Below are 15,021 nucleotides of genomic sequence, written 5' to 3'. Positions count from 1 at the left end.
GGGAATGTTATGAACCCGTTAGCCCTCCGGCAGGGGAATGAACTCTTCCTCGTCGCCCGGCACGATATCGAAGCGGCCCGTGCGCCATTCTTCTTTGGCTTTTTCGATACGCTCCTTCGAGGACGAGACGAAATTCCACCAGATATAGCGCTTCGAATTAAGCGCTGCACCGCCAAAAAGCATGAGATGACAGCCTTTTTCGCCGGCCCCCAGCGTTATCGCGTCACCGGGGCGGAAGACGAGAAGCTGATCCTGCTCGAAACGGTCTCCGGCGACGACGAGCGAACCGGAGAGAATATAGACTGCCCGTTCCTCATGCGCTGCCCCAAAAGGAAACGTCGTGTTCGGCTGCAGCTGAAGATCGACATAGAGAGTGTCCGAGAAGGATTTCACCGGCGATTCCAGGCCCTCGAAATTACCGATCACCACGCGCCCGCTCACGCCGCCATCGGCGATGACAGGCAGCTCGTCCTTTTCCGTGTGGGCGAAGGAGGGATCGATCTCCTCCTTGTCGTCGGGCAGCGCCAGCCATGTCTGCAGGCCGGACATGGAAAATGGATGGTCGCGCAGGTTCTCCGGCGTGCGCTCGGAATGCACGATGCCGCGCCCGGCCGTCATCAGGTTGATGTCGCCGGGACGGATCACCTTGGCCGTGCCGAGGCTGTCCATATGGCGGATCTCGCCGTCGAAGAGGTAGGTGACGGTGGAAAGGCCAATATGCGGATGTGGGCGCACATCGAGCGCTTGGCCCGGCCGCAAAATGGCTGGCCCCATGCGGTCGAAGAAGATGAACGGTCCCACCAGCCGGCGCCGGCTGCTCGGAAGCGCGCGCCGCACGGAGAAGCCGCCGAGGTCGCTGGTGCGCGGGATAATCAGATTCTCGATCGCATCGCAGGCGAAGGCGTCACCCGCCTGCGGATCGTTTCCTGGGAAGAAGGACATGAAGGCTCTCCTTTCGGTTGGGGCTCAACCTAGCGAGAAAGGTTGGGAAACTCAAATTCCGCTGTCCAGGCGTTTATAAGGATTGTTTCAAAGGGTTGTTTAACATTGCGCGCTATGTGAACAGCGGGGTAATTTTGGAGACGAATAAGCATGGACATGCGCGGAAGCAAAGTACTGTTTGCCTTTCTCTTGGGAGGAATGCTGGCCGCATGCACCACGACGGGTGACCGGCCTGAGCAGCAGTTTGCTAAAAAAGCTGCCGATCCGACGGCAATTGAACCTGCGGTTGCTGCGTTTCGAGATATTTGCTTTGCTTCTAGCGCGCCCTATACGCAGGCTCGGGCGGCTGCAGCCCGCTATGGGGTTAAGTCGTTTCAAACCAAGCAAGGTTCGAGTTTGATTTCTGGCAAGTATACATATTTCGAGGGGGCAACGGACGATCGATCGCTGATTGTTATCATCAATCCAGACGGACTATGTGATACGAAGTATCGCCGTCATCCAGGGATGGCAGACGATGAGACGATCGAACGCCAATTCGCAGACGTCATCAAAACAAAATATCCGGATGCGTTCAAAATTGGCGATAGAGGCAGAGAGTATCACGTATCCATAAACGGAAAGCGGACCAGCTTCGGGTTTTCGCTCAACCACGATGGTTACATACAGTTCATGTCGCCTTGACGAAATCGTTCATCCGCATCAAAGCGCCTGCGCGAGACTCATGGCGATTCCGGTAGGCGCGTGCAGCCGCCCGCCTCACGCGCCATCCAGCGCTTCCGTGCCATGCGGCTTGCCTGCGCGGTCGAGCCTGATCTTCTCGATGCGGTTTTCCGCAGCCGAAAGCAGCGCCTCGCAATGCTTCTTCAGCGCTTCGCCGCGCTCGTAGATGGCGATAGATTCATCCAGCGCCACATCGCCGCGTTCGAGCCGGGCAACGATGCTTTCCAGCTCCGCCACGGCCTTCTCGAAGGAATAGCCTGATACATCTGCCTTGGCGTTCTCGCTCATCGTCAACCTTTCATCATGCGTAGAATATGCATTCCCGCCGACTCGGCGAGACCTTCCAGATCATAGCCGCCTTCGAGCAGGCTGACGACCCGGTTCTTGGCGCTGCGGTCGGCAACCTCGAGCAGTCGCCCCGTCGCCCAGTCGAAATCCTCGCCCGTCAGGTTCAGCTGCGCCAGGGGATCGCGGTGATGGGCATCGAAGCCCGCCGAGATGATGATGAGGTCGGGGCGGAAGTCGGTGAGCGCCGGCAGCACGCGGGACTTGAAGGCTTCGCGAAAATGATCGCCGCCGGTATTGGGGGACAGCGGCGCATTGACGATGGTGTTGTGCGCGCCGCGTTCGTCCTTCTTGCCCGTGCCGGGATAGAGTGGCATCTGGTGAGTGGAACAGAAGAGCACGGACGGATCGTCCCAGAAGATATCCTGCGTGCCATTGCCGTGATGCACGTCCCAATCGACGATGGCGACGCGCTCGGCACCATGGGCCTTTTGCGCATGGCGGGCGGCGATCGCGGCATTGTTGAAGAAGCAGAAACCCATGGCCTTGGTCTTCTCGGCATGGTGGCCGGGCGGCCGGGCCGCGACGAAGACATTGTCGGCCGCACCGGAGAAGACGTCGTCGACCGCCGCCATGGCGCCGCCGACGCCATGCATGATCGCCTGCAGCGTCTTCGGGCTGGCATAGGTATCCGCCTCGATCTGGTTGATCTCGCCCTCGTCACCTCTGTCCGGCATCGAACGCAGCACGAAATCCAGATGCTCCTCGGGATGCGCAAGCAGGATCGCATCCTCATGCGCGGGCGGCGCCTTTCGCCGGTCCAGCCTCTCGAAATTTGGATGCTCCAGCGCAATGTTCAGCGAGCGAAGCCGGTCCGGTCGCTCCGGATGGCCAGGAGGAACGATGTGTTCAAGAAAGATCGGATGTTCGTAAAGACGTGTGCTCATGGGGCCAATCTATAAATGAGGTGTGACGCCTATTACAGGACATGGACAATGTCACTACAATGTCAACAATCCATCTTAACCACTTTGAAGTGGCGCCGTTTACTTATCGAGGCGCGGTGTTAAGCTTTCATTAAGGTCAGTACGGCGTCGGCCAGGGTTGTTGCGTGATGGCGAGAGTAGAACGATCCGATGTCATCGAGGTAAGGGTGCCGCCGCGTGATGTCGACCGGCACGGCCAGATGTTTATCGCCTCCTACATCTCGCAAGCCGAGACCGCACTCTCCAACTTTTGGCGCACGCGGCCGCTGGTCGACGACGAGCCTCTCTATATCGCCAAGAAGGCATCGTGCTCGCTGCACCGCGCCCTGCACTATGACGACCTTGCCCGTTACTCGATCAGCGTCAACAAGATTGGCGGCAAGTCGATCGGTTTCGTTGTCGCGGTTGAAACTGGCAACGAATTGGCAGCGGAGGTGGAAATCCTCTGGCTCGCGGTGCGTGGCGATGAGCATGACCCGGTGCCACTGCCGGAAGACACGCGCGACTGGCTCTACAAATATCTGGCTTAGTCTCGATTTAGCTCCGCTGCGGCAGAAGCGGATAGCCGACCATGACAGCGCGGCCGACCAGGGCTGCGACGACGGCCTTGATGACATCGCCCGGCACGAAGCCCAGGGACCCGATAAACGCCTTGCTGAAACCGATATTGATGGCGAGCCAGGCAATGCCGAACGCGTACAGCACCACCACCCCACCGATAACAGCAGCGATGAAGAAGCCGACACCTTGAACCAGGCCGCTCTGTTCCGGCTTGACCAGTCGTTCGGAGAGATAGCCGGTGATGAAGGCAGCGAAGATCCAGCCGACGAAGAAGCCGGCTGTCGGGCCGGCAAAGACGGCAAGGCCGCCGCGGCCGCCGGAAAGGACCGGCAGGCCGATCGAAACAAGCACCACTACCAGCAGCACCGCGATCGTCCCGCGCTTGGCGCCGAGGACGACGCCGGCGAGCATGACGCCGAGCGACTGGGCGGTGATCGGAACCGGAATGATGCCGATGGGGATCGGCGGCAACAGGCCGAGCGCCACGATGATGGCGGCAAACAGCGCCGAGAGGACGAGATCGCGGGTGTTCATGGCGGCTCCTTCCGAAAAAGACCTATGTTCATTGACGCCGAATGCCCCGCGCGTCAATCGCCGCCGCGATATTGTCCGCATCGCGCAGCGTCAGGATGATGAGCGGCGCGAGCGTGGTTGCCAGGCGAACCTTGATCCCGCGCGCCTGATGCGCTTCACGGATCGCGCGGTAGCGATCGAGGATTTCAGGCACGAAACGGATCACCAGGCCGATCGCAAGCCCGATATCGGCCGCTCTGAGCAGGCCGAGCTTTTCAAGCGGCATGGCAAGTGCCGTGATCTCGTCGATGAAGGCGGCCATCGATGTCGTTGCCGTCACCGTGGCGGCAAACAGCGCGAGCGCCGTCAGCCGCAGCGCCGTGACGATGGCGGCGTGGAGCGGGCCGACCAGTGCCGCAAAGATCGCCAGGACAGCGATCGAGATCAGGATCGGCCGAAGCCGCTTCATCGCCTCTCCGACCGGCAAACCGCTGCGAAGGTAGAGGGTGGCGCCGACAAGATTTGCACAGGCAAGCAGCATGATGGAGTGCGTTAGGAACAGCAACACGCCGAATGCGGTCAAAGCCAGCAGCTTTACGCGCGGCGAAAGCCGGTGCAGCCAGGTATCGACATCGACATGCAGCGTCTGCATCAGCCAGCCATCTCCCTGTAGCGAGCGATCGCTTCCTCTGCCGGAGCGTCGGCGACGAGCCGGCCTTGATCGAACAAAAGCACCCGCTCGAAACCCTCGAGCAGTGGCAGATCGTGGCTGATGACGATGACACTTTCCGGCAGCCCCATCATGGTCTTCTGCACCAGCGCCCGGTTCTTGAGGTCGAGTTGGTTCGTCGGCTCGTCCAGAATGAGGATATCCGGGCCAGTCACCAGCACCGAGCAAAGGGCAGCCATCTGTAATTCGCCCCCGGAGAGCTCATGTGCCCGCCGCGCGCCGAGATGACCGACGCCGAAGCGGCCAAGAATGCCCTCGACCGCCGCATCGATCTGCGCCTTGTCATATCCGCGCGCCTTGAGGCCGAAGGCGATGTCGTCGCGCACAATGGGCAGGATGATCTGGTTTTGCGGCGACTGGAAGATATAACCGACCTTGCCGAGCACCTTGGCAGCATCGCCGACCGTGTCGAGCCCATCAACCACGACGCGCCCCGTTGTCGGCTTGACGAGCCCGTTGATCAGCCGCGCGAAGGTCGTCTTGCCGGAACCGTTGAGGCCGATCACCCCGATGCGGCGCTCCTGAAGCGTGAGATTCAGAGGAAACAGCGCAGTGCGCTTGCCATAATCGACGCCAGCGGTTTCGAAGCGGATGTCCAAGCGGCTTTCCTGTTCGGTAGTGTGATCGCGGAGCTATAGCGCATTGCATCGAATTATCAAATCGACGCCTCTTTGAAAGCATGGGAATTTATGCCTATGATCCCGTAATGACGAATCTGCTCTCGAATCGTGACGCCCGCCGCGTGTTCCTTGCCAAGCAAGGTCTTGCCAATCCGCCGAACCGCGCCTTGACCAAGGCGGGGCTGCTGCAGCTCATCCACGACATCGGCTTCGTGCAGGTGGACAGTATCGCCACCGTCGAGCGCGCCCATCACCAGATCCTGTTTTCGCGCAACCAGACCTATCGGCGTGAACATCTGACCGAACTCTTGGAGAAGGACGGTGCACTCTTCGAGAACTGGACGCATGATGCCTCCATCCTGCCGAGCGCCTTCTTCGTCTATTGGAAGCACCGCTTCCGCCGCGAGGATGAGGCAATCATCGCACGCTGGCGCAAATGGCGCGGGGAGGGCTTCGAGGCGGCTTTCGAGGAAACCTACGAGCGCGTGCTGAAGAACGGCGCGATCACCGCCCGCGAGGTCAAGGCGGAGGATCATGTCTCCGGCGGCTGGTGGAATTGGCACCCAAACAAGACGGCGCTCGAATATTTCTGGCGCACCGGCAAGTTCGCCATCGCCGGCCGCACTAATTTTCAAAAGGTCTACGACCTCGTCGAACGTGTCCTTCCGGCCCATTTCCATGAGCCCGAAGTGGAGCATGACGAATTTGTCGACTGGGCTTGCCGAAGCGCGCTGCAGCGCCTCGGCTTTGCCACCTCGGGCGAAATCGCCGCCTTCTGGGATCTGGTCACGCCACAGGAAGCCAAGAGCTGGGTCGAGACTCATCGAGACGAATTGACCGAAGTACTGATCGAGCCCGCCGCCGGCGGCAAGCCGCGCTCGTCCTTCGCCTTCCTCAATTTCCATGACACGCTCGACAGTCATGCCGAGGCACCGGCGCGCATCCGCGTGCTGAGCCCCTTCGATCCGACTCTGCGCGATCGCAATCGGACCGAACGTCTCTTCGGCTTCTTCTACCGCATCGAGATTTTCGTGCCCGAGCCGAAGCGCGAATACGGCTATTACGTCTTCCCATTGCTGGAGGGCGACCGGCTGATCGGACGGATCGACATGAAGGCCGACCGCAAGGCGGGAACACTGGATGTCAAGCGCCTGTGGCTGGAACCGGGCGTCAAGGCATCCGCCGGCCGGTTGGAGAAGCTGGAAGCGGAGCTGGAACGTGTTGCCCGTTTCACCGGCGTCGAGAAGGTCGTGCTTCTCGACGGCTGGCGGGGATGACCGACAGTTCTTTTTCAGGAAATCGGCGCTGAGTGGCATCAGGGAGACTGCCGCTCATTTTGGGATCGAGATCGCATGAACACCGTTCGGATTTTCGATGGGCATAATGATGCGGTCCAGTTCATGCTGGATTACAAGCCTGACGGCCGTGATTTTTTGGCCCGGTCCGAGGCTGGGCATCTCGATCTTCCGCGAGCACTCGAAGGAGGCTTAGCCGGCGGATTGTTTGCGATGTACGCCGCGCCGGAGCATGAGCCGGTAGATGATCTGACGATCACCCAAAATGGCTACGAAGTTCGCTATGCCGAAGCTTTGCATCAGGACCATGCCCGCCGGCAAATCGACGGGCAGCTTGCGGCGATAAGGAAGCTGATTGGACGCTCGGGCGATAAAATCCGTGTGGCAACGAGCGTAGGGGAGATCAAGGCGGCTGAATATGACGGCGCATTCGCCATCGTACTCCATATGGAAGGCGCCGACGCCATCGGCCCCAATCTCGCCTATCTGGATAGCCTCTATGATGCCGGCCTTCGATCCCTGGGCATCGTATGGAGCCGCCCGAATATCTTTGGTTACGGCGTTCCGTTCGCCTATCCGAGATCGCCAGATACTGGACCCGGCCTCACGGATTTGGGAAAGGGTCTGGTCAGAAGGTGCAACGAACTCGGGATCATGATCGATGTTTCCCATCTGAACGAGCGCGGATTTTGGGACGTGGCCGCATTGAGCACCGCTCCGCTTGTCGCCACGCATGCCTGCGCTCATGCCATATGCCCGTCGACCCGAAACCTCACCGACCGGCAATTGGACGCCATCCGCGATACAGGTGGCGTCGTCGGGTTGAATCTTGCCGTCAACGATATCCGCGCGGATGCCAATCTTGACGAAGACACCCCGCTCGACGCCGTTATTCGCCAGATCGACCATCTCGTGGCCCGCCTCGGCGCGGATGGGGTCGCTCTGGGATCGGATTTCGATGGTGCCGTCATGCCCCGCGAGATCAAGGACGCAAGCGGCTTGCCGTGCCTCGTGGACGCAATGCGCAAGAGTGGTTTCGACGAGCTGACCTTGCGAAAATTCGCCTATGACAATTGGCTTGGCGTATTCGATGCCACATGGCTGATCGGCAAGGAGCTTTGTCAACCTCCCATGAGGCGACATTACTAACAGAGTCCAACTGGCAGAAGAGCACCCGAAAAGGAGAGTTCATTGTCGTCGCTGATTCTAAAAGGCCGCAATGTCAGGCTCCGCCCGCCATGTGCCGAGGACGCCGATGAGCGCCTCCTCTTGGGCACCAATGCCGAGATCGCGGAAATGTATGGCGTCAACAAGGAGGACATCAAGCCCATCACTCGGGAGAGCGCGGTCAGATGGGTTCAGGGTATTGCCGATCACCCCCACGCATGGGTTATCGAGATCAAGGGCGCCTTTGCCGGCGTGATCAGATTGGACAACGTCAATCCTCAGGACAAGCGTGCGACGATGGCGATCGGGATTTATGACCCGGCGTTGCTTGGCAAAGGGTTTGGCACGGAAGCGATCATGCTTCTATTACGTCATGCTTTCGGCGAGATGGGGCTGCACCGCATCGGAATACGCGTGCTCGCCTACAACCAGCGTGCCATCCGCGCCTATGAAAAATGCGGCTTCGTTGTCGAGGGAAGGGAGCGGGAGACGGCCTATGTCAACGGCAGCTGGCACGATGACATCATGATGGGGCTGCTCGATCGCGAGTTTTCGGCACCTCTCCCGTGAGGGAGGTCGCCGCGTAGTCAGGGGCAGGAAATGCCCCTGAGTTCGACGAGACATTACGCTGCCCCCTCGGAGCTTCGTTCCGACCGTTCCACTCAAGGGTAGATCGAAGATCAGCAGATCTCCGTCTTGGCGATCTTGATCCCGAACCCTTCCAGGCCGACATAGTGCCGCTCGCGGCTGGTGAGCAACTTGATCGAGCTGACGCCGAGATCCTTCAGGATCTGCGCGCCGAGGCCGATTTCCAGCCACTCGCTATCCCGCGTCTGCGCTTCGGCATGCGCCTCGCGGCCGGCCTGGCGCGATTTGCGGCCGTTGTCGAAATGGCCGACGCCGACAGAGCCCTCACGCAGATAGACGATGATGCCACGGCCCTCTTCAGCAATCTTTTTCATGTAGAAATCGACCGGGCTGTTCTTGCCGAAAATATCCTCGGCAACGTTCTCCGGATGCAGTCGAACCGGGATATCGACGCCGTCGCGAATATCGCCGAAAACGACGGCAAGATGCTGCATCGGGTCCCAGGGCAGGGAATAGGTATGGGCGCGCGCCTTGCCGAACGATGTTTCGATGTCGAAGCTGGTGCCGAGCTCGATGAGGGTTTCCTTGCGCTGGCGATAGGCGATGAGGTCGGCGACCGAAACAAGCTTCAGCCCGTGTTGCTCGGCGAAGCTCACCACCTGCTGACCGCGAGTGACGGTGCCATCGTCATTGACGAGTTCGCAGATGACGCCGATCGGCGGCAGGCCGGCAAGCTTGCAGAGATCGACCGCCGCTTCCGTATGGCCCGAACGCATCAGCACGCCGCCTTCGCGGGCAACGAGCGGGAAGATATGGCCCGGACGAACGAAATCCGTCGGCCCGACATTCGGATTGGCGAGGTTTCGGACCGTCAGCGTCCGGTCGTCGGCGGAAATGCCTGTTGTGGTGCCATGCTTGAAATCGACGGAAACGGTGAAGGCCGTCGTATGGGCGGAATCATTCTCCGCGACCATGGCGTTGAGGTTGAGTCGCTTGGCCTCCTCGCGCGGCATCGGCGTGCAGACGATGCCGGACGTGTGCCGGACGATGAAAGCCATCTTGTCCGGCGTGCAGTGAACGGCGGCAACGATCAGATCGCCTTCGTTCTCGCGGTCATTGTCGTCCATGACGACGACGATCTCGCCGGCTTCGAAAGCCCTTATGGCATCGACAACACGCTTCTGGTCGTAAGACATCTCGAAGTTCCTACCTCTGCTGGCCCGTCTGGCCGCGATCCCTCAGATAATGATCGGCAACGGCGCAGGCGACCATCGCCTCGCCGATCGGCACGGCGCGAATGCCGACGCAAGGATCGTGGCGGCCCTTGGTGCGCACATCGACATTGTTGCCATCGGCATCGATCGACTGGCGTTCCGTCAGGATCGAGGAGGTCGGCTTGATGGCGAAGCGCGCGACGACGGGCTCGCCTGTGGAAATGCCGCCCAGGATGCCGCCGGCATGATTGGACAGGAAGATGCGCTTGCCGTCATTGCCCATGCGCATGGCATCGGCATTTTCCTCGCCTGTGAGTTCAGCGGAGGCGAACCCCTCACCGATTTCGACGCCCTTGACGGCATTGATCGACATCAGCAGCGAGGCGATATCCTGGTCGAGCTTGCCATAGATCGGAGCGCCGAGACCGGCCGGCACGCCTTCCGCCACCACTTCCACCACGGCACCGATCGAGGAGCCGGCCTTGCGGATACCGTCGAGATAGTCTTCCCAAATAGGCACGATTTCGGGATCAGGCGCAAAGAACGGGTTCTGATCCACCTGCGCCCAATCCCAGTTGGCACGGTTGATCTTGTGCTTGCCGATCTGCACCAGCGCGCCACGGATCGTCACGCCGGGCACCACGAGACGGGCGATGCCGCCGGCAGCGACGCGCGCCGCGGTTTCGCGGGCTGATGAGCGGCCGCCGCCGCGGTAGTCGCGAATGCCGTATTTGACGTCATAGGTGTAGTCTGCATGGCCGGGGCGGTAACGCCTAGCGATCTCGCCATAATCCTTCGAGCGCTGATCGGTATTCTCGATCAGCATCGAGATCGGTGTGCCGGTCGAGATCATCGTCTCGCCGTCCTCGTCCGTCATGACGCCCGACAGAACCTTGACGAGATCGTCCTCGCGCCGCTGCGTCACGAAGCGCGACTGGCCCGGCTTGCGCTTGTCGAGCCAGGTTTGAATGTCCTGGAGCTTGAAACGGAGGCCTGGAGGGCAGCCGTCGACGACGCAGCCGAGCGCTGGACCGTGGCTTTCGCCCCAGGTGGTGACGCGGAAGAGGTGACCGAATGTATTATGCGACATGTAAAACGACCGGATTAGCGCAGCCTGACCGACAGGCCGCGTCTTGTCTCTTGCAATTTCGGCCCACTCATAGGCCAAAATGCCGACAAGACAAAATCTTTCTTTCACTTGCCTCGGAAACGGCGACCGGCCCTTTTCCTCCTCAAGCACCGGCATGGTAAACAAAGATTAATCCGAATTGTGGATTGTGACGAAGCATTCACCATTTGGGCGGGCGAAGTCATTATTGGGGGCAACTTCCGCCATATTCGACGTGTTTTCTAGACCGCATAAGAAATCATAATCAATTTACCTGAAGGGTGACGACGATGCGCTTCTTTGTAGCGACGCTTTTGGCCACGGCAAGCCTGCTTGCTCCTGTCGCCGGTTTTGCTGAAAGCGCCGATGTCGAAGCCGTCATCAAGAAGGTCGACGCGAAGAACTTCAACATCACGCTGGATGACGGCAAGAGCTATCAGGTGCCGGAGGATTTCGATTTCAGTGGTCTGCAGGCCGGTGTGAAGGTGGTGGTCTTCTATACGGAAGTCGACGGCAAGCGCGTCGTCAACGATCTCGATATCGTCCAGTAAATAGCGCTGCCGGGCAGCCGGCGGTCTTGGACGGTTTTCCCGCTTTCAAGGTGATTATTCTTCTTCGCTAGCTCCCAAATCACCCAGTCATCCGCGCCTGAAGCGCATCGCGATCTTTCGGATTCGCTTCTTGCGCTTTAGATCTTTGATTTGGGTATGTCATTGTCGCAAAACCGCTGCACACTTTTGCGCGACATGCTTTAATCGGGAACCGTCTACATCCAGCCGATGATCTTCATCTGCGGATCGACCTTCAGGATCTGGTCCTGATGGATCGGGATTTCCGCCGCCTCTTCCTTTTCGACATCGCCGATCAGACGGAACAGCGTACGGATGACGCCGCCATGCGTGACGCAGACCGTCGGGCGGTCGACGGATGTCAGCCATGAGCCGACGCGCCAGGAGAGGATTTCATAGCTTTCAGCATCTTCGCCAGGCGGGATGAAGTCCCATTTATTCGCCTTGCGCTCGGCAAGCCGGTCGGGCGCTGTTGCCTTCAATTCCTTGAGGGTAAAGCCCTCCCAGGCTCCGAACGACAGTTCGACGAGCCTGTCGTCGGTCGCATAGTCCTTGGGCGGCAGGCCCATGGCATCTCTGGCGATTTCCATGGTTTCGCGCGTGCGCCGCAAGGGGCTGGCGACGAAATCGAAGGGCCGGTTTTCGAATGCGAGGATTTCGGCGAGATCGATGCCGTTCTGCCGCGCCTGTTCGCGGCCGATGGCGTTGAGATCGATGTCTTTCTGCCCCTGCAGGCGACGCTCGGCATTCCAGTCGGTCTGACCGTGACGTATCACATAGAGGATGGGCGACACGGTCAGCTTCCTGTTGGTCAGTCCTTCGCGACGGAAATGTCGGGCGCGTCCACGGCCTTCATGCCGACCGTATGATAGCCCGAATCGACGTGATGGATTTCGCCGGTCACGGCCGTCGACAGATCGGACAGCAGATAGAGGGCGGAATTGCCGACTTCGTCGATCGTGACAGTCCGCTTCAGCGGTGCGTTGTACTCATTCCACTTCAGGATGTAGCGGAAGTCGCCGATACCGGACGCAGCGAGCGTCTTGATCGGGCCTGCCGAGATCGCGTTGACGCGAATACCGCGGCTGCCGAGGTCGACTGCGAGGTAGCGCACGCTGGCTTCCAAAGCAGCCTTCGCGACACCCATGACGTTGTAGTGCGGCATGACCTTTTCCGCACCGTAATAGGTGAGGGTGATCATCGAGCCGCCGTCATTCATGATTCGCTCGGCGCGCTGTGCAACCGCCGTGAAGGAATAGACGGAGATATCCATCGTCTTCGTGAAGTTGTCGCGGCTGGTATCGAGGTAACGGCCGGTCAGCTCGTCCTTGTCGGAAAACGCGATGGCATGCACGACGAAATCGATCTTGCCCCATTTCGCCTCAAGCGTGTCCATGACGGCATCGATCGTTGCCGGCTCGGTTACGTCGCAATGGCCAGCCATAAATGCGCCGAGTTCCTGAGCAAGCGGCTCGACGCGCTTCTTCAGGGCATCGCCCTGCCACGTCAATGCGATTTCGGCTCCGGCATCCGAACAGGCCTTGGCAATACCCCACGCTATCGAACGGTTGTTTGCTACGCCGAGGATGACGCCGCGTTTGCCTGCCATGAGGCCAGTGGATTGAGCCATATTCTGCTCCCTTGAACTTTCGAATGACCCTGCCTATGGCATAGGCCGTTCCCCTGTTCAAGCATCGTAAAGATCATCAACTGTTAGGGATCGTAACAAAGGGTGCTGTTGTCACCAAAATTTCACAGGAAAAGCCCCTCGCGCATGCTGCGCATGAGATCCGTGACCTTATCGTCGGGTTTTTCCCACAGCATCAGCCGCAATTCGACGATGAGATCGCCTTTTCCGCCATTGCCGTCGGGCAATCCCTCGCCGGAAATGCGCACGACCTGATCCGAACCGGACCAGGCCGGCACCGTGATCCTGACCGGTCCGTTCAATCCTTCGACAGTGGTTTCGCAACCGAGAACGGCATTCTCTATCGTAATGGGTAATATTGTATGCACATCGCTGCCGTCGAGCGTGAAGCGTCCGTCGGTCGATAGGTGAACGGTGACGGCGACATCGCCGCGCAGCATGCCCTGCAGTTTCAGTCCCTGGCCCTTGAGGTGAAGCACCTGGCCATTGGAGATATCAGTCGTCGCCTGGAAGCGCGCCTCACGATTGTCGGGCAGCGGAACGGCAATCCAGCGGCTCTTCAGCATGTCGTCGAGCGTTACCGTGGCTTCGGCGGCGACCTCCGGGGTTTTCTCCGGCGGCTTTTCGGGCGCACTGCCGCCCGTGATGCGTCGTACCAGAGAGCCGAGGATGCCGAAGGCGGAGCGCGAGCCGGCAGCTGCCGAAACCGTGGCAAGCTGCTCCTCTTCCACCTGCGGCTCTTCCGGCGCCGCGGTATCGGGTTGCTCCTGCGGTTTTTCCGCCTGCTTTACGCCTGTTGCCGCCGTGGCCTGTGCCTGCTGCGCCTGGCCGGTCTTCACTCCGAAAATGCGTTCGACCATGTCTTCCGGAGATTCGGTGGCATTGCCCTGTTGGCCGGATGCAGCGGAGGCTGCTGCTTTGCGGGCGTTGGCCCGCGCGAGCTCTTCCATGATCTTGTCGGCATTGGCGCGCGCGGCCTTGGCCCGCTCGGCAGCCTCGCGAGCCGCCTGCCGCTGCTGCATGATCGTCTGTTCCTGGCTCTGACCCTTTGCCTCGGCCATACGTGCGATCTGGTCGTAGCGGCTGCGCTTTTGCGGATCCTTCAGCGTCTCGTAAGCCCGGCCGATTTCGGCAAACCGTTCCGACGCGGTCGGATCGCCCAGATTGTGATCGGGATGGGCGGTCTTCGCCAGACTGCGCCAGGCGGATTTGATTTCCTCCGCCCCCGCATCTCTCCGAACGCCCAGCACCTTATACGGATCGCGCATCTTTCCCGCCATCATTCATGGGTGTGCCGAGCCCCATCGCAGCACCCCAAGCAAAGAACCAGTTAGCGCTTCGCCATCCTGCTTCCTGTCATGGGAGGCAAGGCTGATGCGCCGATGAGCCGATCCTGCGGGAAAAGTTGCTAATCAGGCGTTACGGCGGATGGAACCTGAAGGCCTGCATTTCAAGGCATGGTTAGCCGATCGCTAACGGCCGATGCTTGGGATTTGCAGTCGGAGCCGGATCGCCGATGATAATAGAATGCCTATCAGCGTGAACTGATTTGAGGGCGGGACGAAAAGGAGAAAGGCGCTCAGCCCGCCTGCTGGAAGCTTAGCAACTGCCATTCGCCAAGGCCGACAAGGCAAGTCCTGCCCGAGAAATTGGCAACGCCCTGATAGGAATGCCGGCTGGTGCGGAATTGGCGGCAGACCACGCCGGACGCATTGCTTTCGACAATCGTGTCGATGACACCGGCACTGCCGGTTGAGGTGTTTGCCCAGGGTATGGGCTGGCCGTTGAGTTTGTGGAGATCCGCCGAGGTAACGGCATTGCGCACCGTGGTCTCGTCGGAGATGCTGTCCGTCGTTACGGGGGCCGTCGGCACGGTGCCCGTTGATACGCTGCGATCCACTTTGGCCGAGCTCAGATAGTCCATGCCGCCGCCGACGCAGCCGCCAAGGGTGAAAAGGGAGACTAGGGCGACAGCCATCGTCACGCCTTTTGCAAGCTTGCGCTTTGTATGAACGATCGACTTTGCTATGACTTCCACCCGAACTTCTTGGCCAGCCAGAGGGGCCGGCGGT

18 protein-coding genes are annotated in these 15,021 nt (G+C 60.0%); 6 read left to right on the top strand and 12 right to left on the bottom strand.

Annotated elements, in window-relative coordinates; translation table 11 throughout:
- Window positions 1–18 precede the first annotated feature (18 nt).
- Window positions 19–942, bottom strand: a complete 924-nt coding sequence (locus GDN47_RS14230) for a pirin family protein (protein ID WP_113333633.1) — start codon at window positions 940–942, stop codon at window positions 19–21.
- 150 nt (window positions 943–1,092) lie between these two features.
- On the opposite strand from GDN47_RS14230, the gene GDN47_RS14225 reads away from it, so the two are divergent.
- Window positions 1,093–1,626, top strand: a complete 534-nt coding sequence (locus tag GDN47_RS14225; protein WP_113353893.1) for a hypothetical protein — start codon at window positions 1,093–1,095, stop codon at window positions 1,624–1,626.
- Between the two features lie 75 nt (window positions 1,627–1,701).
- On the opposite strand, the gene GDN47_RS14220 is transcribed toward GDN47_RS14225, so the two are convergent.
- Complete coding sequence (locus GDN47_RS14220; protein WP_113353894.1) at window positions 1,702–1,953, bottom strand: exodeoxyribonuclease VII small subunit; 252 nt, start codon at window positions 1,951–1,953, stop codon at window positions 1,702–1,704.
- Window positions 1,954–1,955: 2 nt separating this feature from the next.
- Window positions 1,956–2,897 carry a histone deacetylase family protein gene (locus GDN47_RS14215; RefSeq protein WP_113353895.1) on the bottom strand — a complete coding sequence of 314 codons (942 nt, stop codon included), beginning with the start codon at window positions 2,895–2,897 and terminating at the stop codon, window positions 1,956–1,958.
- Window positions 2,898–3,064: 167 nt separating this feature from the next.
- On the opposite strand from GDN47_RS14215, the gene GDN47_RS14210 reads away from it, so the two are divergent.
- Window positions 3,065–3,466 carry an acyl-CoA thioesterase gene (locus GDN47_RS14210; protein ID WP_113353896.1) on the top strand — a complete coding sequence of 134 codons (402 nt, stop codon included), beginning with the start codon at window positions 3,065–3,067 and terminating at the stop codon, window positions 3,464–3,466.
- A 7-nt stretch (window positions 3,467–3,473) separates the two neighbouring features.
- Here GDN47_RS14210 and GDN47_RS14205 read toward each other — a convergent pair whose 3' ends face one another.
- From GDN47_RS14205 to GDN47_RS14195, 3 genes are read right to left on the bottom strand one after another with little or no spacing between them, the layout of a single operon-like run.
- Window positions 3,474–4,031, bottom strand: a complete 558-nt coding sequence (locus GDN47_RS14205; protein WP_069613734.1) for a biotin transporter BioY — start codon at window positions 4,029–4,031, stop codon at window positions 3,474–3,476.
- Window positions 4,032–4,059: 28 nt separating this feature from the next.
- Window positions 4,060–4,662 carry an energy-coupling factor transporter transmembrane component T family protein gene (locus GDN47_RS14200; protein WP_152093614.1) on the bottom strand — a complete coding sequence of 201 codons (603 nt, stop codon included), beginning with the start codon at window positions 4,660–4,662 and terminating at the stop codon, window positions 4,060–4,062.
- Entirely contained in the window at window positions 4,662–5,339 is a 678-nt protein-coding gene (locus GDN47_RS14195) for an energy-coupling factor ABC transporter ATP-binding protein (RefSeq protein WP_152093613.1), read from the bottom strand. The genes GDN47_RS14200 and GDN47_RS14195 overlap by 1 nt, the downstream gene beginning before the upstream one ends.
- Before the next feature lie 107 nt (window positions 5,340–5,446).
- On the opposite strand from GDN47_RS14195, the gene GDN47_RS14190 reads away from it, so the two are divergent.
- From GDN47_RS14190 to GDN47_RS14180, 3 genes are all read left to right on the top strand, one after another.
- Window positions 5,447–6,637, top strand: coding sequence for a winged helix-turn-helix domain-containing protein (locus tag GDN47_RS14190; protein WP_152093612.1), 1,191 nt, complete (start codon window positions 5,447–5,449; stop codon window positions 6,635–6,637).
- A gap of 75 nt (window positions 6,638–6,712) precedes the next feature.
- Window positions 6,713–7,804 carry a dipeptidase gene (locus GDN47_RS14185; protein WP_152093611.1) on the top strand — a complete coding sequence of 364 codons (1,092 nt, stop codon included), beginning with the start codon at window positions 6,713–6,715 and terminating at the stop codon, window positions 7,802–7,804.
- A gap of 42 nt (window positions 7,805–7,846) precedes the next feature.
- A complete protein-coding gene (locus tag GDN47_RS14180; protein ID WP_152093610.1) occupies window positions 7,847–8,392 on the top strand; it encodes a GNAT family N-acetyltransferase in 546 nt (181 codons plus the stop codon).
- Window positions 8,393–8,502: 110 nt separating this feature from the next.
- On the opposite strand, the gene ribB is transcribed toward GDN47_RS14180, so the two are convergent.
- Window positions 8,503–9,606 carry a 3,4-dihydroxy-2-butanone-4-phosphate synthase gene (gene ribB, locus GDN47_RS14175; protein WP_152093609.1) on the bottom strand — a complete coding sequence of 368 codons (1,104 nt, stop codon included), beginning with the start codon at window positions 9,604–9,606 and terminating at the stop codon, window positions 8,503–8,505.
- Between the two features lie 10 nt (window positions 9,607–9,616).
- The gene (gene aroC, locus GDN47_RS14170) at window positions 9,617–10,714 is read right to left on the bottom strand and encodes a chorismate synthase (RefSeq protein ID WP_152093608.1); all 1,098 of its coding nucleotides are present in this window, start codon (window positions 10,712–10,714) and stop codon (window positions 9,617–9,619) included.
- Between the two features lie 308 nt (window positions 10,715–11,022).
- Between aroC and GDN47_RS14165 the strand changes: the two genes are divergently transcribed.
- Window positions 11,023–11,283 (top strand): DUF1344 domain-containing protein, encoded by a 261-nt coding sequence (locus tag GDN47_RS14165; protein ID WP_015339036.1) that lies wholly within the window; start codon window positions 11,023–11,025, stop codon window positions 11,281–11,283.
- A 215-nt stretch (window positions 11,284–11,498) separates the two neighbouring features.
- Here the strand turns inward: GDN47_RS14165 and GDN47_RS14160 are convergent, their stop codons facing one another.
- The 4 genes from GDN47_RS14160 to GDN47_RS14145 all read right to left on the bottom strand — a co-directional run bounded on the left by GDN47_RS14160 (window position 11,499) and on the right by GDN47_RS14145 (window position 14,987).
- Window positions 11,499–12,095 carry a histidine phosphatase family protein gene (locus GDN47_RS14160; protein ID WP_152093607.1) on the bottom strand — a complete coding sequence of 199 codons (597 nt, stop codon included), beginning with the start codon at window positions 12,093–12,095 and terminating at the stop codon, window positions 11,499–11,501.
- Between the two features lie 17 nt (window positions 12,096–12,112).
- A complete protein-coding gene (gene fabI, locus GDN47_RS14155; RefSeq protein ID WP_069613741.1) occupies window positions 12,113–12,931 on the bottom strand; it encodes an enoyl-ACP reductase FabI in 819 nt (272 codons plus the stop codon).
- Between the two features lie 122 nt (window positions 12,932–13,053).
- On the bottom strand, window positions 13,054–14,217 hold the full coding sequence (locus tag GDN47_RS14150; RefSeq protein WP_152093606.1) for a DnaJ domain-containing protein: 1,164 nt from the start codon (window positions 14,215–14,217) through the stop codon (window positions 13,054–13,056).
- A gap of 311 nt (window positions 14,218–14,528) precedes the next feature.
- The gene (locus GDN47_RS14145; protein ID WP_069613743.1) at window positions 14,529–14,987 is read right to left on the bottom strand and encodes an RT0821/Lpp0805 family surface protein; all 459 of its coding nucleotides are present in this window, start codon (window positions 14,985–14,987) and stop codon (window positions 14,529–14,531) included.
- Between the last annotated feature and the right edge of the window lie 34 nt (window positions 14,988–15,021).

It is taken from the genome of Martinezella dioscoreae, from assembly GCF_009176305.1.
Taxonomy (GTDB): domain Bacteria; phylum Pseudomonadota; class Alphaproteobacteria; order Rhizobiales; family Rhizobiaceae; genus Rhizobium; species Rhizobium dioscoreae.
The sequence above is the reverse complement of the archived record's forward strand: the minus strand, read 5'-3'. Positions and strand labels throughout refer to the sequence as shown.

What these genes read in the sequence shown, in the direction of transcription:
- GDN47_RS14230 (WP_113333633.1), bottom strand. Translation starts at nt 942, where the DNA reads ATGTCCTTCTTCCCAGGAAACGATCCGCAGGCGGGTGACGCCTTCGCC.
- GDN47_RS14225 (WP_113353893.1), top strand. Translation starts at nt 1,093, where the DNA reads ATGGACATGCGCGGAAGCAAAGTACTGTTTGCCTTTCTCTTGGGAGGA.
- GDN47_RS14220 (WP_113353894.1), bottom strand. Translation starts at nt 1,953, where the DNA reads ATGAGCGAGAACGCCAAGGCAGATGTATCAGGCTATTCCTTCGAGAAG.
- GDN47_RS14215 (WP_113353895.1), bottom strand. Translation starts at nt 2,897, where the DNA reads ATGAGCACACGTCTTTACGAACATCCGATCTTTCTTGAACACATCGTT.
- GDN47_RS14210 (WP_113353896.1), top strand. Translation starts at nt 3,065, where the DNA reads ATGGCGAGAGTAGAACGATCCGATGTCATCGAGGTAAGGGTGCCGCCG.
- GDN47_RS14205 (WP_069613734.1), bottom strand. Translation starts at nt 4,031, where the DNA reads ATGAACACCCGCGATCTCGTCCTCTCGGCGCTGTTTGCCGCCATCATC.
- GDN47_RS14200 (WP_152093614.1), bottom strand. Translation starts at nt 4,662, where the DNA reads ATGCAGACGCTGCATGTCGATGTCGATACCTGGCTGCACCGGCTTTCG.
- GDN47_RS14190 (WP_152093612.1), top strand. Translation starts at nt 5,447, where the DNA reads ATGACGAATCTGCTCTCGAATCGTGACGCCCGCCGCGTGTTCCTTGCC.
- GDN47_RS14185 (WP_152093611.1), top strand. Translation starts at nt 6,713, where the DNA reads ATGAACACCGTTCGGATTTTCGATGGGCATAATGATGCGGTCCAGTTC.
- ribB (WP_152093609.1), bottom strand. Translation starts at nt 9,606, where the DNA reads ATGTCTTACGACCAGAAGCGTGTTGTCGATGCCATAAGGGCTTTCGAA.
- aroC (WP_152093608.1), bottom strand. Translation starts at nt 10,714, where the DNA reads ATGTCGCATAATACATTCGGTCACCTCTTCCGCGTCACCACCTGGGGC.
- GDN47_RS14165 (WP_015339036.1), top strand. Translation starts at nt 11,023, where the DNA reads ATGCGCTTCTTTGTAGCGACGCTTTTGGCCACGGCAAGCCTGCTTGCT.
- fabI (WP_069613741.1), bottom strand. Translation starts at nt 12,931, where the DNA reads ATGGCTCAATCCACTGGCCTCATGGCAGGCAAACGCGGCGTCATCCTC.
- GDN47_RS14150 (WP_152093606.1), bottom strand. Translation starts at nt 14,217, where the DNA reads ATGCGCGATCCGTATAAGGTGCTGGGCGTTCGGAGAGATGCGGGGGCG.